This is a genomic window from Serratia sp. TSA_198.1 (assembly GCF_052686505.1).
In genome coordinates, this window is record NZ_JBQZFP010000001.1 from 1,241,607 (window position 1) to 1,267,402 (window position 25,796).

General features: G+C 58.2%; 22 protein-coding genes. 9 read left to right on the top strand and 13 right to left on the bottom strand.

Annotated features, from left to right (window positions below; all coding sequences use genetic code 11):
- Window positions 1-21: 21 nt before the first annotated feature.
- Window positions 22-1,143, top strand: a complete 1,122-nt coding sequence (locus tag ACUTSW_RS05870; protein ID WP_197927475.1) for a ribosomal protein uL16 3-hydroxylase — start codon at window positions 22-24, stop codon at window positions 1,141-1,143.
- A 134-nt stretch (window positions 1,144-1,277) separates the two neighbouring features.
- Here ACUTSW_RS05870 and ACUTSW_RS05875 read toward each other — a convergent pair whose 3' ends face one another.
- Window positions 1,278-2,180, bottom strand: coding sequence for a LysR substrate-binding domain-containing protein (locus tag ACUTSW_RS05875; protein WP_445583922.1), 903 nt, complete (start codon window positions 2,178-2,180; stop codon window positions 1,278-1,280).
- A 141-nt stretch (window positions 2,181-2,321) separates the two neighbouring features.
- Between ACUTSW_RS05875 and ACUTSW_RS05880 the strand changes: the two genes are divergently transcribed.
- On the top strand, window positions 2,322-2,867 hold the full coding sequence (locus ACUTSW_RS05880) for a sugar ABC transporter (protein ID WP_445583923.1): 546 nt from the start codon (window positions 2,322-2,324) through the stop codon (window positions 2,865-2,867).
- On the top strand, window positions 2,860-3,705 hold the full coding sequence (locus tag ACUTSW_RS05885; protein ID WP_445583924.1) for an MBL fold metallo-hydrolase: 846 nt from the start codon (window positions 2,860-2,862) through the stop codon (window positions 3,703-3,705). The genes ACUTSW_RS05880 and ACUTSW_RS05885 overlap by 8 nt, the downstream gene beginning before the upstream one ends.
- Window positions 3,706-3,751: 46 nt before the next feature.
- Here the strand turns inward: ACUTSW_RS05885 and ACUTSW_RS05890 are convergent, their stop codons facing one another.
- On the bottom strand, window positions 3,752-4,840 hold the full coding sequence (locus tag ACUTSW_RS05890) for a malate/lactate/ureidoglycolate dehydrogenase (protein ID WP_445583925.1): 1,089 nt from the start codon (window positions 4,838-4,840) through the stop codon (window positions 3,752-3,754).
- Between the two features lie 82 nt (window positions 4,841-4,922).
- A complete protein-coding gene (pepT, locus tag ACUTSW_RS05895) occupies window positions 4,923-6,158 on the bottom strand; it encodes a peptidase T (RefSeq protein ID WP_445583926.1) in 1,236 nt (411 codons plus the stop codon).
- 361 nt (window positions 6,159-6,519) lie between these two features.
- On the opposite strand from pepT, the gene ACUTSW_RS05900 reads away from it, so the two are divergent.
- Window positions 6,520-8,079, top strand: coding sequence for a PTS transporter subunit EIIC (locus ACUTSW_RS05900; protein WP_062870551.1), 1,560 nt, complete (start codon window positions 6,520-6,522; stop codon window positions 8,077-8,079).
- A gap of 24 nt (window positions 8,080-8,103) precedes the next feature.
- Window positions 8,104-9,489: a family 4 glycosyl hydrolase gene (locus ACUTSW_RS05905; protein WP_445583927.1), complete on the top strand. Its 1,386-nt coding sequence runs from the start codon at window positions 8,104-8,106 to the stop codon at window positions 9,487-9,489.
- A gap of 18 nt (window positions 9,490-9,507) precedes the next feature.
- On the opposite strand, the gene ACUTSW_RS05910 is transcribed toward ACUTSW_RS05905, so the two are convergent.
- The 7 genes from ACUTSW_RS05910 to ACUTSW_RS05940 all read right to left on the bottom strand — a co-directional run bounded on the left by ACUTSW_RS05910 (window position 9,508) and on the right by ACUTSW_RS05940 (window position 16,281).
- Window positions 9,508-10,221, bottom strand: coding sequence for a MurR/RpiR family transcriptional regulator (locus ACUTSW_RS05910; RefSeq protein ID WP_445583928.1), 714 nt, complete (start codon window positions 10,219-10,221; stop codon window positions 9,508-9,510).
- A gap of 82 nt (window positions 10,222-10,303) precedes the next feature.
- Window positions 10,304-11,140 (bottom strand): Sir2 family NAD+-dependent deacetylase, encoded by an 837-nt coding sequence (gene cobB, locus ACUTSW_RS05915; RefSeq protein ID WP_062870548.1) that lies wholly within the window; start codon window positions 11,138-11,140, stop codon window positions 10,304-10,306.
- 136 nt (window positions 11,141-11,276) lie between these two features.
- On the bottom strand, window positions 11,277-12,191 hold the full coding sequence (nagK, locus tag ACUTSW_RS05920; protein WP_445583929.1) for an N-acetylglucosamine kinase: 915 nt from the start codon (window positions 12,189-12,191) through the stop codon (window positions 11,277-11,279).
- A 55-nt stretch (window positions 12,192-12,246) separates the two neighbouring features.
- Window positions 12,247-13,494: a lipoprotein-releasing ABC transporter permease subunit LolE gene (gene lolE / locus ACUTSW_RS05925; protein ID WP_004943254.1), complete on the bottom strand. Its 1,248-nt coding sequence runs from the start codon at window positions 13,492-13,494 to the stop codon at window positions 12,247-12,249.
- Entirely contained in the window at window positions 13,494-14,198 is a 705-nt protein-coding gene (lolD, locus tag ACUTSW_RS05930) for a lipoprotein-releasing ABC transporter ATP-binding protein LolD (RefSeq protein WP_445583930.1), read from the bottom strand. The genes lolE and lolD overlap by 1 nt, the downstream gene beginning before the upstream one ends.
- Complete coding sequence (gene lolC / locus ACUTSW_RS05935) at window positions 14,191-15,393, bottom strand: lipoprotein-releasing ABC transporter permease subunit LolC (protein WP_004943249.1); 1,203 nt, start codon at window positions 15,391-15,393, stop codon at window positions 14,191-14,193. The genes lolD and lolC overlap by 8 nt, the downstream gene beginning before the upstream one ends.
- 246 nt (window positions 15,394-15,639) lie before the next feature.
- Window positions 15,640-16,281 (bottom strand): helix-turn-helix transcriptional regulator, encoded by a 642-nt coding sequence (locus tag ACUTSW_RS05940; protein ID WP_434462899.1) that lies wholly within the window; start codon window positions 16,279-16,281, stop codon window positions 15,640-15,642.
- An 86-nt stretch (window positions 16,282-16,367) separates the two neighbouring features.
- On the opposite strand from ACUTSW_RS05940, the gene ACUTSW_RS05945 reads away from it, so the two are divergent.
- From ACUTSW_RS05945 to dauA, 4 genes are all read left to right on the top strand, one after another.
- Entirely contained in the window at window positions 16,368-17,351 is a 984-nt protein-coding gene (locus tag ACUTSW_RS05945) for a threo-3-hydroxy-L-aspartate ammonia-lyase (RefSeq protein ID WP_445583931.1), read from the top strand.
- Between the two features lie 238 nt (window positions 17,352-17,589).
- Entirely contained in the window at window positions 17,590-21,069 is a 3,480-nt protein-coding gene (mfd, locus tag ACUTSW_RS05950; RefSeq protein WP_063197793.1) for a transcription-repair coupling factor, read from the top strand.
- 119 nt (window positions 21,070-21,188) lie between these two features.
- The gene (locus ACUTSW_RS05955) at window positions 21,189-21,674 is read left to right on the top strand and encodes a heme-degrading domain-containing protein (RefSeq protein WP_004943239.1); all 486 of its coding nucleotides are present in this window, start codon (window positions 21,189-21,191) and stop codon (window positions 21,672-21,674) included.
- 231 nt (window positions 21,675-21,905) lie between these two features.
- Complete coding sequence (gene dauA, locus ACUTSW_RS05960) at window positions 21,906-23,594, top strand: C4-dicarboxylic acid transporter DauA (RefSeq protein ID WP_445583932.1); 1,689 nt, start codon at window positions 21,906-21,908, stop codon at window positions 23,592-23,594.
- A 48-nt stretch (window positions 23,595-23,642) separates the two neighbouring features.
- On the opposite strand, the gene kdsA is transcribed toward dauA, so the two are convergent.
- The 3 genes from kdsA to ACUTSW_RS05975 form a co-directional block, all read right to left on the bottom strand.
- A complete protein-coding gene (gene kdsA, locus ACUTSW_RS05965; RefSeq protein ID WP_004943235.1) occupies window positions 23,643-24,497 on the bottom strand; it encodes a 3-deoxy-8-phosphooctulonate synthase in 855 nt (284 codons plus the stop codon).
- Between the two features lie 75 nt (window positions 24,498-24,572).
- The gene (gene sirB1 / locus ACUTSW_RS05970) at window positions 24,573-25,382 is read right to left on the bottom strand and encodes an invasion regulator SirB1 (protein ID WP_004943232.1); all 810 of its coding nucleotides are present in this window, start codon (window positions 25,380-25,382) and stop codon (window positions 24,573-24,575) included.
- Entirely contained in the window at window positions 25,379-25,777 is a 399-nt protein-coding gene (locus tag ACUTSW_RS05975) for a SirB2 family protein (protein ID WP_062870541.1), read from the bottom strand. Before ACUTSW_RS05975 ends, sirB1 begins: the two co-directional genes overlap by 4 nt.
- Between the last annotated feature and the right edge of the window lie 19 nt (window positions 25,778-25,796).

A 25,796-nucleotide genomic window follows, 5' to 3' on the forward strand; every position in this document is an offset into this window, starting at 1 on the left:
TCCTTTCTGCTGGAATAGAACATGGATTATCAATTAGATCTCGACTGGAACGACTTTTTGCAACGTTACTGGCAAAAGCGTCCGGTAATTCTGAAGCGCGGCTTCAAAAACTTTATCGATCCAATCTCCCCGGATGAGCTGGCCGGGCTGGCGATGGAAAACGAAGTGGATAGCCGCCTGGTCAGCCACCAGGACGGCCGCTGGCAGGTTGCGCACGGTCCCTTCGAGAGCTTTGACCACCTGAGCGAGAACAACTGGTCGCTGCTGGTACAGGCGGTGGACCACTGGCATGAGCCTTCCAGCGCGCTGATGCGCCCGTTCCGCCAACTGCCGGACTGGCGGATGGACGACCTGATGATTTCGTTCTCGGTCCCGGGCGGCGGCGTTGGCCCGCACCTCGATCAGTACGACGTCTTTATTATTCAGGGCACCGGCCGTCGCCGCTGGCGCGTAGGCGAGAAGGTGCCGATGAAGCAGCACTGCCCGCATCCGGATCTGCTGCAGGTTGAGCCTTTCGACGCCATTATCGACGAAGAAATGGAGCCGGGCGACATTCTGTATATCCCGCCGGGCTTCCCGCATGAAGGCTACGCGCTGGAAAATGCGCTGAATTACTCGGTGGGTTTCCGCGCACCGAACGGCCGCGAGTTGATCAGCGGCTTTGCCGATTACGTGCTGGCACGCGAGCTGGGCAGCCAACGTTACAGCGATCCGGACATTCAGTTGCGCGACCAACCGGCGCAGATCTTGCCGCAGGAAGTCGACGCCCTGCGCCAGATGATGTTGGATCTGGTTCAACAACCGGAACACTTCCAGCACTGGTTCGGTGAGTTTATTTCCCAGACCCGCCACGAGCTGGACGCAGCACCGCCGGAGCCGCCGTATCAGGCCGGAGAAATCTACGAGCTGCTGCAACAGGGTGAACCCTTGCAACGTCTGGGCGGCCTGCGCGTGCTGCGCGTTGGCGACCAGTGCTTTGTGAATGGTGAGCTGATTGATACCGAACATCTGCAAGCCGCCGACGCGCTGTGCCAGCATTTCAGCGTTAACGCCGCCATGCTGGGCGAAGCCATCGACGATCCGTCGTTCCTGGCCACACTCACCGCGCTGATCAACAGCGGTTACTGGTACTTCAACGACTAAACCCGATAATTGTCGGATAGAGCCACCCGTTTCGGCAGGTGGCTTTTTTTTCATCACGCCCCCGGCACCGAACCTAGGCCCAGGTGTCTCGGGTTCAAAGACAACTTTGTCATCAAACTCAGGAACGGCATTTCCTACGACTCAACCCTCGTGTCTTTCTTGGCTTCGTCCAGTATCCATTGAGCAAACGCTTGTATCGGCTCACTGCTTAATCCGATCGGCTCTGGGAGAATGAGACTGAAGGTTTTGGCGATCGTTTTCCCCTCAGGCCACGGCGCGACCAGCCTTCCGCATGCAAGTTCGGTATCAACGTAAAGGCGCGGCACCAACGCAACACCGAGACCGGCCAATGCCGCTTCGATCAACATGGCATGAAGATCGTAGCGTGCCCCCATCGCAGGATGAGTCAGAGGGATCCCCGTCTCCTGAGAGTAGCGTTGCCAGGCCTCAGGGTTCTGCCGGCGGTGCAGGCGCGGCAGGTTATCCAGTACGCTTGTCCCTTCGCTTCCCGTCAGAATGTCAGGATGACAAACCGGCACCAGCACCTCATCCAACAGGGGGTAAGTCCGCATTCCCGTCCAGGCCGGGTGCTCGAAATGGATTGCAGCATCGAACCCGCTCCCGGTCAGGACAAAGGGTTCCATGCGTTCGGAGAGATGCACAGTGATGTTCGGATGCTGCTGCCGAAAGTGTGACAGGCGAGGAATGAGCCATCGCATCGCGAAAGTCGGGATGACAGCAATGTCCAGGCTTGCGCCATCGCTCGGCTGTCCTGTCAGGTACTGGCTGTCCCGATCCAGGCGGTCAAGCAGCTCACGGATTTGGGTCGCATAGCGTGCCCCGTTCGGCAGGAGCCGGACGCGATTGCCGATTCGCTCGAACAGCGTGACGCCAAGGAAGGTTTCCAGGCGACTAATCTGACGGCTGATAGCGCCTTCGGTTAGAGACAGTTCGTTCGCCGCGCGCGCGAAGCTGCCATGACGAGCAGCAGCCTCGAATGCCATCAATGAAGTGTTGCTAGGGATCTTCCGGCGCATAAGCGTTCCTGATTGGGGCCCCGGCGGCTGGCCCACCTTGATTTTTTATCACTGAAGCATACCGAAAAATCGATTTGTTCGCTGCCTTTAGCGCTCTACCATGACTTAACGTCAACAAGACATCCCGTCGAGAGTGATCTAATGATCTATACAGTCGAATGTAACTTTGCCGATCCCGCCAGTGAAGCAGAGTGGAATGATTTTTATAGTCAGGAAAAACTGCCCGCGCTCATATCGGTGAGCGGTTTCCATACCTCGCAGCGTTTCAAGGCGTTGAGCGCCGGTTGCCCTGTCTACCTTGCCCTTCATTCGATCGACAGTCTCGATGTGCTCCAGGGAGATGAGTATCGTCAGAAAGGCGGTGGCAATTTCGCGCGCTGGCAGCAGCACATCACCGACTGGCACCGCAATCTTTATGCTGGCCTTGATCGTGCCCCGGCCATCGGTGAACACGAACATCTGGTGACGAGTGCAGTCGGCCCGGAACCGCTCATCGAAATGGGTCTCACGCCTTATCGGATGCAGGCTGTCGCCCTGGAGAAATCCCCTGAAGTTCGGTGGCTGGCAAAGCTGGGCTGCGCCATTGACCTGAGCCTGGAACCGCTTCCGAAGGGCACGCACCTCTATGTGCCAATGGCAGGTCAACTGACAAAAAACAGTATCAGTGAGGAATACGGTGATGAATGACATGACATTTCCAAGCCGGCAGATGGGGGCATTTTCGATCACGGCCATCAGTGACGGATACCTTTCCACGGGTCTCGATTCGCTCTCCAATATCGATCCCATGGATGCCTCAACGTTGCAGCAAAACGCGGGGGTGAAGGATCCCTCTTCTATTCATGTCAATTGTTACTTGGTTCGGGGCCGTGGCCACACGATCTTGATTGACGCTGGGGCTGGGGCTGGGGGATTTAAGCAATGGGGCGGCAAGCTGAAAGCGAATCTTGCACTGGCCGGCGTATGCCCCTGCGACATTGATACGATCCTTCTGACTCATGCGCATCCCGATCATGTCGGGGGGCTGGTGGATCCGTCAGGGGAAGCCGCCTTTCCCGTTGCAGAGTTAGTGGTCCACCAGCATGAGGTTTCTTTCTGGGAGGACGACGGCAATCTCAGCCGGGCGAGTGAGCGCGCTCGCGGAAATTTTCTGTTTGCGCGCAAGGTGTTCGATAAGTATCGGCAGAGGATCCGCACGTTTACGGATAATGAAGTTCTCCCTGGCATCAGTGCGCTCCCCCTTCCGGGGCATACCGCCGGGCATTCCGGTTATCGCCTCGAATCCGATAGTGGCAGTCTGTTGATTTGGGGGGATATCGTTCATTTCCCCCATATCCAGATTGCTCGCCCCGACGTATCCATTGCGTTTGACCAGGATCCGCTTGTTTCCGCCGAGACACGATCAAAGCTGTTGGATATCGTCAGCTCGGACAAAACGCTTATCGCCGGCATGCACCTGGGGGAACTCGGTTTTGCACGTATCGAGCGAGCAGGCAAGAGCTACAAAATAGCTTACGAATCTTGAGCCTCATCCCTTCCTCTGCCCGCACGCGAACGGGCGCGGGCCATTTTTATACCGGCAACGCCCGCGCCCGGTAGCCGTCCAGCTCGTTTTCCGGCATGCCGACCTGTTTCGCTGCCGCGCAAATCTGCCGCCAGGTGTTGTCGTCTATCGGGATCCCCCGCTGCAACCTCGTCTCACGGTTAGCGTCTTCCCATTCGCCCGGTACCTCAATCGGCTTGCCGTCGCTTGGCGGCGAAGCCTTGACCCAGTCGATAAAGGCCTCGGCCTCGGTCTGCATCTCGGGCGCTTCAAAGGCTTCCGGGTTGAGGATGATGGTAGTCATACAGTTGAAAATGGCGCTGCTGTCGGTTTTCAACGTGGCGTTATGGGTAGTGCGGCCACCGGAGAGCGCGCCACCGAGAATTTCGCACAGGGTAGCCAACGCATAGCCCTTGTGAGCACCGAACGGCAGCAGCGAACCAAACGGCTGTTCGTGCATCACGCTGGGTTCCGTGGTCGGCTGGCCTTGTTGATCAATCAGGTAGCCCGGCGCCACGCTCAGGCCTTTGTTGTAGGCTACGCGCGTTTTGCCGTAGGCGATGCCGCTGGTGGCGAAGTCCAGCAGTAGCGGTTTTTTACCCTCACGCGGGAAAATCACGCAAAACGGGTTGGTGCCAAAGCGGCGATCGCTGCCACCGAACGGTGCCACCATAGGATCACCCACCACATTGACGAAATGAATGGAGATAAAACCGGCGCGCGCGCACTGCTCGGCCCAGTGGCCGATGCGGCCGATATGGTGAGAGTTATGCAAAGCCACCGCCGCCAACCCCAACTGCCGGGCGCGTTCGATCCCCTTGTCCATCGCTTCACTGGCCACCACCTGGCCGAATCCCTGGCCGCCGTCAATCGTCAGCACCGCGCCGGCATCACGCACCACCTGGGCATGAAGGTTAAGCTGCAACTGCCCTTCCGCCAACGACGCCATATAGCTTGGGATCATGCCGACGCCATGCGAATCATGCCCGGCCAGATTGGCCTGCACCAAATGCTCCGCCACCAGCGCGGCCTCCCGAGCCGTGCTGCCGGCGTGGCGCCAAATGGCCTGTACAAATTGTTCAAGGCTTTGGCTATCGATACGGTGTTCGGTGCTCATAATGCAAGTCCTTGCGCTGAAAAGATGTTCACAAACACTAGGAGCAAATCGTTGTTGCGGCAAGCTATTATGACAACGGCAATCAACGCTCTCTGGCGCGCTCGGCCGTCAGCGCCGCGATACGCATGATGACCGCTACCGCCTGCTCCATGCCCTCCAACGAGATGAACTCGTGCTTGCCGTGAAAGTTATAGCCGCCGGTAAACAGATTCGGGCATGGCAGGCCGCGAAACGACAGTTGCGCCCCGTCGGTGCCGCCGCGAATCGGCTTCATTACCGGTTCGATATCGCAATCACGCATCGCCTGCTGCGCCAGCGCGATCACATGCGGATGCTCAGCCACGTGCTCGCGCATGTTGTAATAACTGTCTTCGATTGTCACTTCGATGTAGCAATCACGCGGCAGGCCTTTGCCCACCTGGCGCGCCACTTCAATCATCCGGCGTTTGCGCGCTTCAAAACCTTCGCGCTCGAAATCACGCAGGATATAGTGCATTTCGGCACGTTCAACGCTCCCCTTGATGCTGCTGAGGTGGTAGAACCCCTGATAGCCGGCGGTGGTTTCCGGGGTTTCATCCGCCGGTAACACCTGCTGAATGCGGGTCGCCAGCGACAACGCGTTAACCATCACGCCTTTGGCGCTGCCGGGATGAACGTTGTTGCCGACAATTTTAATGGTCACCGAGGCCGCATTGAAATTTTCGCATTCCAGCTCACCGACGCCGCCACCGTCGACGGTATAAGCCCACTCGGCGTTGAACTCTTCTACGTCGAACAGCTGCGCCCCTTTGCCCACTTCTTCGTCCGGGGTAAAGGCCACGCGAATATCGCCGTGCGGTATGTTGCCCTGTTGCAAACGCACCATGGCGGTCAGGATTTCGGCAATGCCCGCTTTGTCATCGGCGCCGAGCAGCGTTTTGCCCTCCGCGGTGATCAGCGTCTGCCCCAGCATTTGGTGCAGGATCGGGAACATCACCGGCGACAGCACTTCATCGCCGATGCCCAGGGCGATATCGCCGCCGCGGTAATTTTCGACAACCTGCGGATTAACGTGCTTGCCGGTAAAGTCCGGTGAAGTATCCAGATGAGAAATAAATCCAATGGCCGGCACCGGCCAGGCAACGTTGCCTGGCAAAGTCCCCATCACGCAGCCGTGCTCGCTGAGCGACACCCGTTCAAACCCCAGTTCAATCATTTCCTGTTGCAACGCACGCGCCAGCTTCAGTTGCCCGTCGGTACTCGGCACATGTTTGACGTTCGCTTTAGATTGCGTGTCGAAAGAGACGTAGTTAAAAAAGCGATCAAGTAGTTTATTCATGGTATCCGTCCTCAGAATATCGCATTTCATTATGCGGAACCGATCCGGATCAAATATTGAGACAGGTCATTTTTAACCAGAATTAACGGAAATCATTAATTCCTGAGATGCGTGCAATCTCACCGGCGCTCTCCAGCCCGGAGGCCGCGGGCGCACTGATGTGATCCCCTTCACGCCTGGTACCTGTTGTCAGCCGCTGACCACAGGTACCTTTTTCGGGCAACCGATTGCAACGCCAAATCATTCCACCTATAACTAATTCAAGGCAAAGATTACCGCGTTCTTATGCTTTTATTTTCGCCACACCGGGGAGCTTTATCAGCAACGTCGTTATCCACTAAAAAATAAAAAAGGAACTGCTATGAAAGGTATTATTGATAATATCTTAAGCAAGCTGCAGACTTTCTCAAAAGCCATGATGGGGCCGATATTTTTTCTGCCGGTGATTGGCTTGATTCTGGCATTAAGTTCTATTCTTACCAACGCCACGCTGGTGAATGAAAACTCCGGCGTATTTCATATCGGCAAAATGATCGGGGATACCTTTTGGCCGTTGTTTGGCAACCTCGGGCTCATTTTTTGTATTGGCATCACTTACGGGCTGGCAAAGGATAAAAAAAGCGAAGCGGCGCTGGTTGCCGTGATGTGCTTTATTATGTTCCTCGGTGCCAACTCCTCCTATTTGCAGTTGAGCGGCCACGTCGCGCAGAAAATTAACGGGGAATATTACGGCACCGGGCAAACCGAGCTGCTGGGCTTTACCGTGGTGGATATGGGCATTTTCCTCGGCCTGATCCTCGGCATCACCATCGCCTGGGTGCACAACAAACTGTGCAACGTGGAGCTAAACGGTGTGTTCTCGGTCTACGGCGGTTCCAAACTGGTGCTGATCGCCATGACGCCGGTGATTATGCTCTACGCCGTCGGCTTCAGCTACCTGTGGCCGGCCATTTCGCACGGCCTGATCGCCCTGACCGGCTTTATGAAAAGCTCCGGTTCGCTCGGCGTGTTCGTCTACGGTTTCTTCGAAAAATTCCTGATCCCCACCGGGCTGCATCATTTTATCTGGTCGCCGTTTCAACTCACCAGCATCGGGGGGTCGATAGTTCAGGACGGCCACACGGTGTCCGGTTCACAGGCGATTTTCCTCGCCTATATGCGCGACCCCGGCATCTCTCCGCTGATGAACGAAGCGCTGCGCTTTTCGCAACAGGGCATGGTGACCATCTTCGGCCTGTCCGGCGCGGCGCTGGCCTTCTACCGCACAGCCCGGCCCGAGAAGAAAATGCTGGCCAAAGCCATACTGATCCCGGCCATCACCACCTCGATTCTGGTGGGCATTACCGAACCGATAGAGTTCACCTTCCTGTTCATTTCACCGCTGCTGTGGGTGATCCACGCGGTGCTGACCGCGCTGTCGCAGGTGGCGTGCAATCTGTTCGAAGTACGCCCCTGGGGCGCCAGCGGCCTGATCGAGTTTTTGGTGTATAACCTGCCGCTGCCGGTCGCTCTCACGCGCTGGCCACTGTATGTGGTGATTGGTCTGGTGCAGTTCGCCGTGTATTACCTGGTGTTCAAAACCCTGGTGTTGAAACTCAACTTAAAAACCCCGGGGCGTGAGGATGACGATGAGGTCAAACTCTATTCAAAACAGGACTACCAAAATAGCAAAAACCAGCCGAACGAATTAAGCGGCATTATTATTCGCGCCCTCGGCGGCAAGAGCAATATTATTTCCGTCGATAACTGTTTTACTCGGTTACGGGTAGAGTTAAAGGATATGCAGCTTATTGACGAACCCACATTAAAAAGCACCGGCGCCAAAGGCGTGGTGAAAAATCGCAATGAAGTCCAGGTGATCTATGGCGTCACCGTCGGCAAGGTAAAGAATCAGGTCGAAAAATATTTAGCGGCATTATAACGTTTATTCCTAGGGAGACTTGTCATGAAATTAACCGTTCTGGGCGGCGGCGGCGTACGTTCGCCGTTCCTGGCCAAATCCATCGCCTATAATGCGCACCGCATCGGCGTGACCGAAGTGGTGTTTATGGATACCGACCGGCAAAAACTCGCCGTTTACGGCGCTATCGCACAGGGAGTGTTCGAACGCATCCGCAACGACATCGCCTTCAGCCTGAGCAGCGATGCCCGCCAGGCACTGAGCGGCGCCGATTACATCATCACCACGTTGCGCATCGGCGGCGAAGAAGGCCGCATTCATGACGAGCGCATCGCGCTCAACCATCAGGTGTTGGGGCAGGAAACCACCGGCGCGGGCGGTTTCGCCATGGCGATGCGTTCCATTCCGGCCATCATCGATTACTGCCGCCTGATCGAACAAGTGGCATCGCCGGACGCGGTACTGTTCAACTTCACCAACCCTTCCGGCATGGTGACCGAAGCGATCATCAAATCCGGCTTCAAATGCAAGGTGTACGGCATTTGCGACGCGCCCAGCGAATTCATCCGTGAACTGGCGGAGCTGCTGGGTTGCCGCGAGGCCGAGTTGAGCGTCGACTGTTTTGGGCTGAACCACCTGTCGTGGTTTCGCAACGTACGGGTCAACGGCCAGGAGGTCACCGGGCAACTGCTGGCCGATCCGCGTCTTTACCGCGATACCTGCATGAAATACTTCTCGCCGGAGCTGGTGGCGCTGTCGGACAACCTGATGCTCAACGAGTACCTGTATTACTACTACTACCGCGAGCAGGCGATCGCCGCCATCGTCGGTGCCGGCGAAACCCGTGGCGAACAGATTGCGCAGATTAACCGGCAAATGCTGGCGGATCTTGCCGAACTGGACATCCCCCACCAATTGGATCAGGCCTTCAGCCTGTATTTCAGCCACTATCTGACGCGTGAAAACTCTTATATGCAGCGCGAATCAAGCAAGGGCAAAGTGAAAGAGCGGGAGATGCTGACGCTGCAACAGTTTATCGAACAGCCAGACAGCGGCGGTTACGCCGGGGTGGCGATAGACATTCTGGAAGCGGTGAATAACGGTCAGCAAAAACGCGTGGTGGTGTCGATGCAAAACAATGACACGCTCGATTTCCTGCACCCGGAGGACGTGATCGAAATCAGCTGCGAACTGAGCAACGCGGGCATTCACCCGGTGAAAATGCGCGATATCCCCGATACCCAGAAGAACCTGATCGCGCAGGTCAAAGAGTATGAACGCCTGGCGGTCGCGGCCATCCTGGAGGGCAATCGCCAGAAGGCCATCAAGGCGCTGATGGTGCACCCGCTGGTGAATTCTTATTCGCTGGCGAAAACCCTGGTCGAGGAATATCTTCAGGCCCATCACCAGTATGCCGAGCACTGGCGTTAAGCGACGCGGCGCATGCCTTCAGGGGATGCGCCGTTCAAACCAGGCCTTGACCAGGTTCTCAAACCCCAGCAGACAATGGCCGAAAAACGGATTGGGGTAGTAAATATCGTGGTCGTATTTCTGCCGGTCTTCATAAAGAAAGGTCATGTCTGCCTGCCGCGCCAGCGGGCTGTCGCCGTCGCCGCAAAACGCCGCCAGCCGGATGTTGTTGCGCTTCACCGCCTCACTCCAGCTCAGTGCCGAATTGCTGTTGCCTGACTTTGAAATCACAATCACCATATCAAAGCGGAAACGCATCTTCTGATCGAGGATCTCGAAATCCGGCCACAGCGACAGATAGCTATCGATGCCCAACGTCATAAATTTGTTGTACATATACTGCGCCACCAGTTGCGAGAAGCCGCTGCCGTGGATCAGGATCTTGCCGCTGTCGAGCATATCGAGAAACTGCGCCTGCTGCTTTTCATCGGCCGGGACGACCTGTTGCGGTTCCCCCTGCAACGCCGGCGCCATCACCAGGTTGAACTTGATGAAATACACCAGTTCCAGATAACCGCGAAAACCGAGTTTCTTTGCCAGCCGCACCAGCGTTGAAGGCGAGCTGTGGCAGCGGACGGAAACCGCCCGGATGCCGTCATCGATGCAAGCATCCGGGTTGTCGAAAATAGCGTTGAGGATGGTGAGATCCGTTTTGCTCAGATCCGCCTGGCTGAATACCTGTTTGAAATTCACCGCGCCCCCTGCCCATTAAGTAAAAATAGCGGCCGCTCGGCAGGCAAGACCAGAGCGCAGCGGGTGCGCTCTGAACTGCAGATTAGGGCCGATCGGCCCGTTCGACTTTCCCTACCAGGAATTTGTGCACAAAGCGCGGCACCACTTCACTGGCCTGGCCATAGTGTTTTTCATCGAACTGACTTTCCACCTGGCTGGGTTCCAGATTCAGTTCCATGGTATGTGCCCCGCCCAACCGGGCCTCGTGGACAAAACCGGCCGCCGGATAAACATGGCCCGAAGTGCCGATAGCGACAAAAAAGTCAGCCTTGGCCAGCGCCTGATAGATTTCGTCCATGCCCAGCGGCATTTCGCCGAACCACACCACGTGCGGGCGCAGCGGTGCCGGGAACTGGCAGCAATGGCAGCGATCGTCCACGCTGAGATCTTCCGGCCAATCAAATACTTGCCCGGAACTGGTGCAACGCACTTTCAGCAATTCGCCGTGCATATGCAGCACCCGTTTGCTGCCAGCGCGTTCATGCAGGTTATCGATATTCTGCGTCACCAGCAGGAAGTTATCCCCCAGCCAGGCTTCCAAATCCGCCAGCGCGCGATGCGCGGCGTTAGGCGCGATTTCCGGCATTTGCAGTTGCTGGCGGCGCGCATTGTAAAACGCCTGCACCAGTTGTGGATCGCGCTGATAGCCTTCCGGCGTAGCGACATCCTCCACCTGGTGTTCTTCCCACAGCCCATCCGCAGCGCGGAAGGTGCGGATACCCGATTCCGCCGAAATACCGGCCCCGGTCAACACCACCACAAACGGCTTTTTCAGCTCGGCCGCCGCCATGGTGTCGCGATGGAAAATACGAGAACGAAAGCGCTGATGCAGCACATGCTTGCTCTTACGAAACTGACACAACCGATGGCGAGTGTGCATTAACTCTCTCCTTACCTTTCCCTGTTTGCCCTTCTTACTTGACGTTGCAGCGTTGTTGGCTGCATGCATCACCCCGGTCACTTACCGGAGTAAGCTCCCGGGGACTCACGCATTTGCCGCCTAGCCGCAACGCCAATTACTTTGGGCGTACCAAATTGAGGAACGCCGCCCCGCGCACGCCGCCGGCATCGCCGTAGCGTGCTTTCTCGATCCGCGGCAGCTTGGCCACGCGCAGCAAGTGCACCGGCAATAGTTGTGGCAACGCCTGGTAGATCGCTTCAAAATTCGATAACCCGCCGCCGATCACCACCAGATGCGGATCGATAATGGTCAGCAAATTCCCCAGGCATATTGCCAGGACGTCCATAAAACGCTCAACGTGAGCCACCGCCTGCGGCTCGCCTGCCTGATAATGCGCAATGATCTGCTGCGCAGGCAAGTGCTGCTGATAAAAGTGAGCGTACATCCACTCAAAACCGCGGCCCGATATGTAATTTTCGATGCAACCCTGATGACCGCAACCGCAGGCAACGCGAGGTATATCACGCCCCAGTACCTCGAGCGCATCGACCGGCAGGCGGAAGTGGCCAAATTCACCGGCGATGTAATTGCGCCCGGACACCACTTTGCCCTCCACGATCAGCCCGCCACCCACCCCGGTGCCCAGAATAATGCCCAGCACGGTCGGATAATTGCGGAACTCTTCGTCCCAGGCTTCCGACAACGCAAAACAGTTGGCGTCGTTGTCGACGCGCACGTCGCGACCAATCAGCGCCGCCAAATCGCGCGGCAGCGGCTGCCCCATCGCCGCCGGGACGTTGGAGGTGAACAACGTCCCGTCATCATTGGGCAACCCCGGAATGCCGATACCCACTTTGCCCCGCTGGCCGCAGAACTCATCCGCCTCAAGGGTCAGGTCACGCAGCGTGGTCAGCAATTGCCGGTAATCGTCACGCGGCGTCGGCACCCGTTTTTGCCAGATGCGATTCAGATCCGCATCAAACACGCCCAGCTCAATTTTGGTGCCGCCCATATCGAAACCGTAGTACATAACCCACCCTCAGGCTAAAAAAAGGGGGTGGCGTTTCCGCTACCCCTGATTTTCGTTATTGTCCGCTCAACACGCGCGCCGGATCGATACGGCTGGCGCGCCTGGCCGGATACCAACTGGCCAACAGGCTGAGCACCAATGCGGTCGCCAATACAATCACCACGTCCAGCCAGTGCAGCTCGGAAGGCAGGAAGTCGATGAAGTAGATATCTCCCGACAGGAACGAATGCCCCATCAGTTTTTCCAATCCTTTGATGATGTTGGTCAACTGCAGCGAAGCGATCACCCCGACCACCACGCCGCTGACGCTGCCCACCAGCCCGGCCAACAGGCCGTACCAGATAAATATCGCGCGGATAAAACCGTCTTTGGCGCCCAAAGTGCGCAGCACGGCGATATCGCCGCTCTTGTCCTTCACTGCCATCACCAGCGTGGAGACAATGTTGAAACAGGCAACGCCAATCACCAGCACCATCGCCAGATACATAATGGCGCGGATCATCTGGATATCGCGGTACATGTAGCCGTAGGTGCCGATCCAGCTCTTGATGTAGACGTAGGAATTGGTGACTTCGCCCGCGTCGCGCACCAGTTTGTTGGCGGCAAACACGTCATTAACTTTAATCGCGATACCGGTCACGCTGTCGCCCATATCCAGATACTGCTGGGCATCGGCCAGCGGCACCATCGCCAGGCTGTGGTCCAGTTGGCCGCTCAGTTGCAGAATGCCGGTCACATGCAGACGGATGCGTTTGGGCTGCAACAGCTTCATTTGCGGATCGCTGTTGGGGATCATTACCGTGACGTAAGAGCCTTGCTTCACGCCCAATGCATCGGCCACGCCCTTGCCGAGGATCACCTGCTGCTCACCGCTTTTGAAGTTGGCCCAGGCATCGCCCTGCACGTATTTAGGCAGTGCGCTGAGCTGGCTTTCCTGCTGCGGATCGACCCCTTTAACGCCCACCGCCCGCAGCTGCGCACCGTTTTCCATCAGGCCGGTAAAGTTGATATAGGGGGCGGCAGCCAGGATACCCGGCACCTTTTCCACCCGCTGCAAGATTGACGACCAGTCTTTGAACGGCTGTTTCACCGGTTCAATCTCGCCGTGAGGCACTACCGCCAAAATACGGTTTTTCAGCTCGCGTTCGAAGCCGTTCATCGCACTCAGCCCGACGATCAACACCGCCACGCCCAGCGCAATGCCGATGGTGGAGATCACCGAAATCAGCGACACCATGCCGCCGCGCTTGCGGCCCCGGCTAAAGCGCAGCGCCGTCAAAAAGGAAAGTGACGCACCCGCCATTACTCGGCTCCCATCAGGGTCAGTTGAGCCTGCAGGTGGCCGTCGGCCATTTCCAGCTGGCGGCTGAGGCGCTTGGCCAGTTGCAAGTCATGGGTCACCACCAGGAAGGCGGTGCCCTGACGCACGTTCAGCTCACCGAGCAGATCAAAGATGCTGTCGGCGGTGCGCTTGTCGAGATTACCGGTCGGTTCGTCCGCCAGTACCAGCGACGGGTTATTCACCAACGCACGGGCGATCGCCACGCGTTGACGCTCGCCGCCGGACAGCTCCGAAGGCCGGTGTTTGCTGCGTTTTTCCAGCCCGACCGCCGTCAGCATTTCCAGCGCCTTGTCCTGCGCCTGAGCCGGTTTCATGCCGCCGATCAACAGCGGCATGGCGGCGTTTTCCGACGCGGTGAAGTCCGGCAACAGGTGATGGAACTGATAGATAAAGCCCAACTGACGGTTGCGCAGTTCAGCCTTGGCCGCCGACGACAGGGTATTCAGCGACTGGCCTTTGTAGATCACTTCGCCGGAGGTTGGCGAATCCAGACCGCCCAGCAGGTGCAACAGGGTGCTTTTACCGGAACCCGAGCTACCGACAATCGCCATCATCTCACCCGGCTGCATGGCAAAACTGACATTACGCAATACGTCGGTATGCAGATTGCCTTCCTGATAGGTCTTGCACAGGTTTTCGCACTGCAGCAAAAGATGGTTACTCATAACGTAAAGCCTCAGCGGGTTGTACGGCGGCAGCGCGCCATGAAGGGTAAAGCGTGGACAACAGGGATACCGCCATCGCCGCTACGGCGATAATCGTCACCTGCAGCGGATCGACCGCCACCGGCAGCGACGCGCCGTCAATCAACGCGCCGAGGATCGGCATCAGGTTATTCAGGTTGGTGGCCAGCAGCACGCCCAGCAGCGTGCCGAGCAGCGAACCGATAATGCCGGCGCTGGCGCCCTGCACCATAAACACCGACATGATCTGCCGGCGGGTCAGGCCCTGGGTTTGCAGAATGGCGACTTCGCCCTGCTTCTCCATCACCAGCAGGCCGAGCGAAGTAATGATGTTAAACGCCGCCACCGCCACGATCAGGCTGAGCAGCAGCCCCATCATGTTTTTCTCCATGCGTACCGCCTGGAACAACTCGCCCTTGCGTTCACGCCAGTCTTTCCATTGCGCCCCTTGCGGCAGTTTCTGCTGGCTGAGGGTATCGACCGTCAGCGGCTGTTGCAGGAACAGACGCCAGCCGGTGATATTGCCGGCCGGGTAGCGCATCAGGCGCGAAGCGTCTTGCTGATTGACCAGCATCTGGGTGCCGTCCACTTCACTGTTGGCGTGGAAGGTGCCGATAATAGTAAACAGGCGCTGGCTGGGAATACGGCCCATCGGCGTGAACTGGCTGGCGCTCGGCACCATCACCCGCAGCTGGTCGCCGCGTTTGACGCCCAGTTGCCCGGCAAGTTGTTCGCCGATGATGATATTGTACTGGCCCGGCTGCAGCTGCTGCTGTTTGACGTTCACCAGATACTGCGTCAGCGGATCGGCTTCGTCCGGGTTCACCCCGAGCATCACGCCGACCGCCACGCTGCGGGCGCTTTGCAGCACCACGTCGCCGGTAGTCAGCGGCGCAACGCGGCTGACGCCCTGCAATCCCTGCGCCATCGAGGCCGGGATCTGCTGGGGATTGATCGACCCCTGCGGGCTGGTGATCAACGCCTGCGGCATCAGGCCAAGGATGTTGTTTTCCAGATCTTTTTCAAAACCGTTCATCACCGACAAAACGGTGACCAACGCCATGACCCCCAGCGTAATGCCGATGGTGGACAGCCAGGAGACAAACCGCCCGAAGCGGTCTGAGGCTCGCCCGCGCATGTAGCGCAGGCCAATGAATAACGCGACAGGTTGATACATGAAATCCGTTTTGTTGCCGTAGCTTAAGCAAAGTGATCAAGGATAATAAAGGCTATACCTCGTTTAGGGAACCACCCAGACGCCTTTTATTCCGCCTATTGCGCATTGCACCGCAGCATCTGCCCCAGAGCTTTGAGTAAGGGTGCTGCAGGCTGCACCCGTTTCAACCGGGGCGAATGTATTCGCTCCCCCACGGGTTCTGTCAGGAACAGCGTTGAACGCTGCAGCCTGAAAGACGGCTGGTCGTTAACCGGCATCCCGCTTTAACAGGTTATAAACCGACACCCGTGAAATGCCCAACGCCTCCGCCGCCATGGTGGCGGCCCCGCGCAGTTGCAGATAGCCCTGCTGCTTCAATAACTGGATCACTTGATAACGTTGCTCTGAAGAGAGCGCGCGCGGCTGGGTAGCGTGCGACGCCGCAAAGTTGTTGATCACGGCGGCGATATCCGACAGCGAACGGGCCCCCTCCGCCACCGGCTGCGGCGCACTCTGCACTACCGCGGTCAGTTGTTGCAGAATGGCGTTGACACTGTTGAAGATTGAGACGTCCAGATTGAGGCAGATGGCCGCCACATAGACGCCTTCACTGTTGCGCAGACCGATCGACGTGCTCTTGGCCGGGCGCCCGTCCGGGAAGGCATTGGCGTAATTTTGTACCACGTCCGGAAAGTCCGGCGAGGCAATACGCTCCAGCCCCATTTCACTGGCGGCGTCACCAATGCTGCGGTTCGACAGATTATTGGCGATGGCGACGATAGCATGCTCCGGCTGTGTCAGATCGTGCAATACCACTTCGCAACTGGGGGCAAACATCATGCCCAGCGCCTGGACAATTTTTTCCGCTTCGCGCAGCAATAGCGCATTTTCCTGCCTGAGATCGCTCATTAACTTAACCGTTTGACAAAAACTTTACAAAGAGTAAATTAAAAATCCCGGGCAATCAATCCCCCCTTCATCCATGCGAGGTCGCCATGAGTTCAACGCCCCACTGTATCACCGCCGCCGATATCTCTGCCGCCGCAGAAATTCTGGCCGGACATGCCCTCCGCACGCCGGTCATGACGTCGCATCAGGCCGACAACCTCACAGGCGCACAACTGTTCTTCAAATGCGAGAACTTCCAGCGCGTCGGAGCCTTTAAGTTCCGCGGGGCGTACAACGCGATCGCGCAACTGAGCGAGGCGCAGCGCAAGGCCGGAGTGATTGCCTTTTCCTCCGGTAACCACGCGCAGGCAATGGCGCTGGCGGCGCGGGAGCTGGGCGTCAACGTCACCATAGTCATGCCGAACGACGCGCCGGAAACCAAGCTGGCGGCAACACGCGGCTACGGGGCCAACGTGGTGATTTACCAACGCCACAGCGAGAACCGCGAAGAGATTACCCAGCGCCTGGCCGCAGAGCATGGCCTGGCGATCGTCCCTCCCTATGATTACCCGCAGGTGATGGCCGGCCAAGGCACCGCCACCAAAGAGCTGATAGAAGAAGTCGGCCCGCTGGACGTGTTGCTGGTGTCTACCGGCGGCGGCGGCCTGCTTTCCGGCAGTGCGATAGCGGCCCGCCACTGGTCGCCGGGCTGCCGGGTGTACGGCGTGGAGCCGCAGGCAGGCAACGACGTGCAGCAGGCTTTTCGCAGCGGGCAACCGGTGCGCATTCCGGTGCCGAAAACCATCGCCGATGGCGCGCAAACCCAGCAGGTGGGTACACTCACCTTCCCGATCATCCAGCAGTACGTAGAGGATATTCTGACGGTCACCGACGCGCAGTTGTGCCGGCAAATGCGCTTCTTTATGGAACGGATGAAAATGGTGGTCGAACCCACAGGGTGCCTGGCCGCAGCGGCGGCAATGAATTCGCTGCTGGATTTGCGCGGTAAAAAAGTCGGGGTGATTGTCAGCGGCGGCAATGTCGATGTGGATAAAATCGCGCAATACCTCGCGATGGGCGCGCAAGAATAATACCTTCGGTGGGTTAATGCTCCCCCAGGCACCCCGTTCGCCCAAACCCGAGAGGGCGCACGCCATGCTGCGCCCGCATTGGCCATAAATGCCGCCGGCGGCGCTGCAACTTGAAAGACGACGGATATGGCGCTTTTACCTATGTCAGTTTGCTGGCCAGTGGGCTAGTATTACCGGGTAAAGGCGCTTTGTTATTTGTGCCAGGGCGAAATTTAACACATTGATTAAAGATACCTTAATGAGCACCTCCGATAACCGTAACCGTTCTGCATCGTCATCCTCCCGTTATTCCCTGCCCGATCGCGCAGGCGATTTGCGCCAGTTGGGGCAACTAACCGGCGCGGCCTGCGCCGTGGAGTGCGCCGAGATCGTCGAACGTCATAACGGGCCGGTGATGCTGATCGCCCCGGACATGCAGAACGCACTGCGGCTGCGCGACGAAATCCAGCAGTTTACCGATCAAATGGTGACCACACTGCCCGACTGGGAAACCCTGCCCTACGACAGCTTCTCGCCGCACCAGGAGATTATCTCCGCCCGTCTGTCGAGCCTGTACCACCTGCCGACCATGGTGCGCGGCGTCATCATTCTGCCGGTCAATACCCTGATGCAGCGCGTCTGTCCGCACGAATTCCTGCACGGCCACGCGCTGGTGATGAAAAAGGGCCAGCGCCTGTCGCGCGAAAAACTTCGCGCCCAGCTGGAGCAAGCCGGTTACCGCAGCGTCGATCAGGTGATGGAGCACGGCGAGTTCGCCACCCGCGGCGCGCTGCTCGATCTGTACCCGATGGGCAGCGAAGAACCTTACCGCATCGATTTCTTCGACGATGAAATCGACAGCCTGCGCATCTTCGACGTCGACACCCAGCGCACGCTGAGCGAAGTCGAGGCCATCAACCTGCTGCCGGCCCATGAATTCCCGACCGACAAAACCGCCATCGAACTGTTCCGCAGCCAGTGGCGCGAGCAGTTTGAGGTGCGCCGCGACGCCGAACATATTTACCAGCAGGTGAGCAAAGGCACCTGGCCGGCCGGCATCGAATACTGGCAACCGCTGTTTTTCAGCCAGCCGCTGCCGTCGCTGTTCAGCTACCTGCCGGCCAACACGCTGATCGTCAATACCGGCAACCTGGAGAGCGCCGCCGAGCGCTTCTGGCTGGACGTTAACCAGCGTTACGAAAGCCGCCGCGTCGATCCGATGCGCCCGCTGCTGGCGCCGGACAGCCTGTGGCTGCGGGTTGACGCGCTGTTTGGCGAATTGAAAGCCTGGCCGCGCATGGCACTCAAAACCGAAGCGCTGCCTGCCAAAGCCGGCAACACCAATCTGGACTATCGCGCGCTGCCGGACCTGGCGGTGCAAGCCCAAAATAAAGCGCCGCTGGACCAGCTGCGCCGCTTTATAGAAAGCTTCGACGGCAGCGTGATTTTCTCGGTCGAAAGTGAGGGCCGCCGCGAAACGCTGCAAGACCTGCTCGGCCGCATCAAACTCGGCACATCATTAATTCAACATCTCGATCAGGCCGAACCGGCCGGTCGCTATATGATGGTCGGCGCCTCGGAACGCGGTTTCCTCGACGGCATGCGCAACCGGGCGCTGATCTGCGAAAGCGATCTGCTCGGCGAACGCGTCAGCCGCCGCCGACAGGACAATCGCCGCACCATCAATACCGATACCCTGATCCGCAACCTGGCGGAGCTGCACCCCGGCCAACCGGTGGTGCATCTGGAGCACGGCGTCGGGCGTTACGTTGGCCTGACGACGCTGGAAGCCGGCGGCATCAAGGCCGAATACCTGATCCTGTCCTACTCCGGTGAAGACAAACTCTATGTGCCGGTCTCTTCGCTGCACCTGATCAGCCGCTATGCCGGTGGCGCAGATGAAAACGCGCCGCTGCACAAGCTGGGCGGTGACGCCTGGACACGCGCGCGGCAGAAAGCTGCGGAACGGGTGCGGGACGTGGCGGCCGAGCTGCTGGATATTTACGCCCAGCGCGCCGCCAAATCCGGCTTCGCCTTCAAACACAACCGCGAACAGTATCAGTTGTTCTGTCAAAGCTTCCCGTTTGAAACCACCCCAGACCAGGAACAGGCAATCAACGCCGTGCTGAGCGACATGTGCCAGCCGCTGGCGATGGACAGGCTGGTGTGCGGCGACGTCGGCTTCGGCAAAACCGAAGTGGCGATGCGCGCGGCCTTCCTGGCGGTGGAAAACGGCAAGCAGGTGGCAGTGCTGGTGCCCACTACGCTGTTGGCGCAGCAGCACTTCGACAACTTCCGCGATCGCTTCGCCACCTGGCCGATTCGCATCGAGATGATGTCGCGTTTCCGCAGCGCCAAAGAGCAGCAACAGATCATGGACGACGCCGTCGACGGCAAAGTGGACATTATTATCGGCACCCACAAACTGTTGCAGAGCGATCTGCGCTGGAAAGATCTGGGGCTGCTGATCGTCGATGAAGAACACCGTTTCGGCGTGCGCCACAAAGAACGCATCAAGGCGATGCGCGCCGATGTGGATATCCTGACGCTAACCGCCACGCCGATCCCGCGTACGCTGAATATGGCGATGAGCGGCATGCGCGACCTGTCGATTATCGCGACCCCGCCGGCCCGCCGCCTGGCGGTGAAAACCTTCGTGCGCGAGTACGACAGCCTGGTGGTTCGCGAGGCGATCCTGCGTGAAGTGCTGCGCGGCGGCCAGGTTTACTATCTGTACAACGACGTGGAGAACATCGAGAAGGCCGCGGAGAAACTGGCTGAGCTGGTGCCGGAAGCGCGTATCGCCATCGGCCACGGCCAGATGCGCGAGCGCGATCTGGAACGGGTGATGAACGATTTCCACCACCAGCGTTTTAACGTGCTGGTCTGTACCACCATTATCGAAACCGGCATCGATATTCCCAGCGCCAATACCATTATCATCGAGCGCGCCGATCGCTTCGGGCTGGCGCAGTTGCATCAGTTGCGTGGCCGCGTAGGCCGTTCGCACCATCAGGCCTACGCCTATCTGCTGACGCCGAATCCAAAGGCCATGAGCACCGACGCGCACAAACGGCTGGAAGCCATCGCTTCGCTCGAAGATCTCGGCGCAGGCTTTGCTTTGGCGACCCATGACCTGGAAATCCGCGGCGCGGGCGAGCTGCTGGGTGAAGATCAAAGCGGGCAGATGACCACCGTCGGCTTCTCGCTGTACATGGAGCTGCTGGAAAGCGCGGTCGACGCATTGAAAAACGGGCGCGAGCCGTCGCTGGAAGATCTCACCAGCAACCAAACCGAAGTGGAGCTGCGCATGCCGGCCCTGCTGCCGGACGATTTTATCCCGGACGTGAACACCCGGCTGTCGTTCTATAAACGCATCGCCAGCGCGAAAAACGACGGCGAACTGGAAGAACTGAAGGTGGAGCTGATTGACCGCTTCGGCCTGCTGCCGGATCCGGCGCGCAACCTGTTGCAAAGCGCGGCGCTGCGCCAACATGCGCAGAAACTGGGGATTAAGCGTATCGAGGGGAACGAGCGCGGCGGGTTTATCGAGTTTGGCGAGAAGAATCGGGTCGATCCGGGTTACCTGATTGGCCTGCTGCAGAGCAATCCGCAAATTTATCGCCTGGATGGGCCGACCAAGCTGAAGTTCATGCTGGACCTGACCGATCGTCAAAAGCGCCTGAAATTCACCGAGGAGCTCTTGGCCGCATTCCGCGAGCACACGTTGGCGGCCTGACTGTCGGCCCCGGCGGCAGCTATATTGCCCGGCTGCGGTTCTAAGTTATCGCCAAGCTGTCTATCCCGTTTTTTCAGTTCGGGATACTCTGTCCGCAGCCAAGATTAACGGGGGTAGCCATGAATACTGATGATGAGTTGCGTGCGCTCAGCGAACAGGAAGCCACGCTGACCTTTAGCCATTTTGACCATGCAACCGCCTGGGAACTGGGCACGGCGCTGAAGACCGCCGCAGAGCAGCGGCGTTTGAGTATCGCCATCGAAATCCAGTTGGCCGGGCAGACGCTGTTCTATTACGCGATGCCTGGCACCACGCCGGACATCGCCGACTGGGTGCGACGCAAACGCAACGTGGTGAATCACTTTCACAAAAGCTCTTACGCTATCGGCCTGCGCTTGCAACAGCGGCAGGCGACGCTGGAGGAGCGCTATGGCCTGAGCGTGCGTGACTACTCGGTGCACGGCGGCGCTTTTCCCATCAATCTGGCGGGCATAGGCTGCATCGGCACCCTGAGCATCTCCGGTTCACCGCAGTTGGAGGACCATAACCTGCTGGTCGGCACGCTGGCACATTTTCTCGGTTTATCCCTGCCCTCGGTGCATTAAGCGGTAAAAGTCTCTTTATATTTACCCTGCCGGCCGCCTTACCCGCGGCCGGTCTGGTTTTCCCGCTTACCCCACCCAACCAAAATAGCGTAACTCCGATTTTCTGCGTCCCTTTGATGTATATCTAGGAATCGCCGCCGCAACTGGCGTAGTCTGTCTATCAGCTATTCGAGACGGACCTTACCTGGCCCGCCATTCCGTTCTCTTTTATAGACTTGGTCCGCACCTTAGATGAAAACGCATGAAATTAACGGCATTCGGCCGTTCAGCGCGCTGATTGACGCCTGCTGGCGAGAACCCTATTCCCTGCAACGCCTGCTTAAAGACGCCATCGCCGGCGTCACCGTCGGCATTATCGCCATCCCGCTGGCGATGGCGCTGGCGATCGCCAGCGGCGTGCCCCCCCAGTACGGACTTTACACTTCGGCAGTCGCCGGAATAGTGATCGCCATCGGCGGCGGTTCGCGCTACAGCGTCTCCGGCCCCACCGCTGCCTTTGTGGTGATCCTCTACCCGGTATCGCAGCAGTTCGGCCTTTCCGGCCTGCTGATCGCTACCCTGCTTTCCGGCGTGTTTCTGGTGATTATGGGGTTGGCTCGCTTCGGCCGGCTGATTGAATATATTCCCCTGTCCGTCACGCTGGGCTTTACTTCCGGGATCGCCATCACCATCGCCACCCTGCAAGTGAAGGATTTCTTCGGTCTGCAACTGGCGGCGATGCCGGAAAATTATGTCGGCAAGGTTTACGCCCTGTTGCAGGCGCTGCCCACGCTGGATATCGGCGATACGCTGATCGGCGCAGTCACGCTGCTGATACTGGTGCTCTGGCCGAAGCTCGGCGTACGGGTGCCCGGCCACCTGCCCGCGCTGCTGGCGGGGATGGCGGTCATGGGCATTTTGGCGCTGTTTGACCATCAAGTGGCGACCATCGGTTCCCGTTTCAGTTACCTGCTGGCCGATGGCAGCCGCGGGCACGGCATCCCGCCGATCTTGCCGCAGCTGATGCTGCCGTGGGATCTGCCGGCCGCTGACGGCAAGCCGATGCCGCTGAGCTGGCAGACCCTCTCCGCCCTGCTGCCGGCGGCGTTTTCCATGGCGATGCTGGGCGCGATTGAATCGCTGCTGTGCGCGGTGGTGCTGGACGGCATGACCGGCAAAAAACACAACTCCAACACCGAACTCATCGGCCAGGGCGCGGGTAATCTCATCGCGCCGTTTTTTGGCGGCATTACCGCCACCGCCGCCATCGCCCGTTCGGCAGCCAACGTGCGCGCCGGCGCTACCTCGCCGGTGGCCGCCATCATCCATGCGCTGCTGGTGCTGCTGGCATTGCTGGTGCTGGCGCCGTGGCTGTCCTGGTTGCCGTTGTCGGCGATGGCGGCGCTGTTGCTGATGGTGGCCTGGAACATGAGCGAAGCGCACAAGGTGGTTTATCTGCTGCGCCGAGCGCCGAAGGACGACATTCTGGTGATGTTGCTGTGCATGTCGCTGACGGTGCTGTTCGATATGGTGATCGCCATTACCGTGGGCATAGTGCTGGCCTCGCTGCTGTTTATGCGCCGCATTGCGCGCATGACCCGGCTGAGCGAACTGAGCGCCGAAAACGGCCGCCTGGTGCTGAGAGTGAACGGCCCGCTGTTCTTCGCCGCCGCCGAGCGCATTTTTAATGAATTGCTGGCGCTCAGTGAAAACTATGACGTGATTGTGCTGCAATGGGACGCGGTGCCGGTGCTGGACGCCGGGGGCTTAACCGCCCTGCAACGTTTTATTGAGGCCTTGCCTGCAGGCAAGCAGTTGGCGATCACCGATATTCCGTTCCAGCCGTTGAAAACGCTGGCGCGGGCGCGGGTGCAACCGATCGAAGGAAAATTGCATTTCTATTCAACGCTGCCGGAAGCGCTGGCGGCGCTGGACGCTTAAAAAAGCAAAAGCCCGACAAGTCGGGCTTTTTTAGATGCGGAAACCGGCTTAGTTGCTGGTATCCAGCTCTGGGAAGCTCTTCACCAGATCGTCGATGGCTTTCATCTGCACCAGGAACGGCTCCAACTTGTCCAGCGGCAACGCGGATGGGCCGTCGCACTTGGCACTGTTCGGCTCCGGGTGCGCTTCAATGAACAGACCGGCCAGACCTACCGCCATACCGGCGCGCGCCAGTTCGGCAACCTGCGCACGACGACCGCCGGAAGCGGCGCCAAACGGGTCACGGGTCTGCAGGGCGTGGGTAACGTCGAAGATCACCGGATGGCCACCGGTCACGTTCTTCATCACGTTGATGCCGAGCATGTCGACCACCAGGTTATCGTAGCCAAAGTTGCTGCCGCGATCGCACAGGATCACCTGATCGTTACCGCCTTCCTTGAACTTGTCGACGATGTTGCCCATTTGGCCTGGGCTGACGAACTGTGGCTTCTTGACGTTGATCACCGCGCCGGTTTTCGCCATAGCTTCAACCAGATCGGTCTGGCGCGCCAGGAAGGCCGGCAGTTGGATAACATCAACCACTTCGGATACCGGCTGCGCCTGTGACGCTTCGTGCACGTCGGTGATGATTTTCACGCCGAAGGTTTTTTTGATTTCTTCGAAGATTCTCATCCCCTCTTCCAGACCCGGACCACGGTACGAGTGAATGGAAGAACGGTTGGCTTTATCAAAAGAGGCTTTGAAAACGTAAGGAATGCCCAGTTTTTGCGTCACGGTGACGTAGTGCTCGCAGATGCTCATCGCCAAATCGCGCGATTCCAGCACGTTCATCCCGCCAAACAGCACAAACGGCAGATCGTTCGCTACGTTGATGTCGCCAATGCTAACTACTTTCTGTTTCATGCTTTCGCCTTTGTTGATGTTATACCCGTCGCCTTCCAGGCCGCGGCTTGAAATTCACCGGGTATTTTAAATGAATTAATGCAACGTAACCTGTTTAGGTTCAATCGAGTGGATCTGTACTTTGATCACTTCGCTGACCGGATCTTCAGGACACTGTTCGACAAAATAGTTGAGATCGGAAATCGCGATATGGTTGCATTCCAACTGGGCGTAGATCAGCCCGCGGTCGCGGATCTCGTAAGGATCGTCCGGATCGAAGCACAGCACCGTTTCGCTGGCGCGCAGGGCCAATTCCATCTGTTTTTCTTCCATCAGGGAGGCTTTCAGCGTATCCAGCATTTTACGCACCACCATGACGTTTTCTGATTCATCGAGATCGTCGTCTTCCAGCTCAGCGCCCAGACCCAGATTGCCCTTGATCCACACTTCCAACTGATGCTCGTTCAGCGTTTCGCCGTTCAGCGGGTTGATCAACCACATTTCTTCATCCAGCCAGTCTGCACGCAGGATCAGTTGAGTGGGGAAAATAACCGGCAACAGCGGCAAATCGAGATGATGGGCGATATGCAGGAAAATGGTGCCGAGCGAGACCGGCGTACCCTGACGCCCCTCCAGCACCTTGTCGAGCCAGATAGCGTCGGACAGGCGATACACGCCGCCTGCACCGCCAAAACCCCAGGTTTTGAAGAACAGCTCAATGAGTGCGTCAAGTTGCTGTTCCTGGTTGAGATCCTGCGGCATGGCCGCGCGCGCGTCGTCGACCAGCTGTTGCAGCTTGCGTTCGACTTCGGCGACGGGGAAATCACGCCGCACCGACTGCGATACCAGGATTACGCCCTCGCTCAGCAGCGAGGTGTTAAATTCAAAATCAGCAATGCTACTCATAAGTATCCCATCAGAAAGGGTAATTTCGTCGTGGCAAGTTTAATTATCAGGTACAGACAGCCCAACGCCAGCACAAACGCCAAAGTGCGCAGGTTCTGGCTTTTGGTCTTCTTGCCCAATGCGACGTAGCCAAGCAGGATATAGATAATAACGCCAAACAGCTTCTCGGTCAGCCATGAGTCCATGCCCAGCAGCGGATAAAGCTTGAACATCACCACCAGCGCAATGCCGCTGGCGAACAACACCGTATCATTAACGTGCGGCGTTATCTTCACCCAGCGCTTGTTCAGCATGGCCGAGTTGCGCCACTTCCAGAAAAAACGCAAGACAAACAAGGTAATGCTGAGGGCGACCGTCAACAGATGCAGATGTTTTAACGCCGTGTAGACTGCCATATCGCTTCCTTTTTATTCG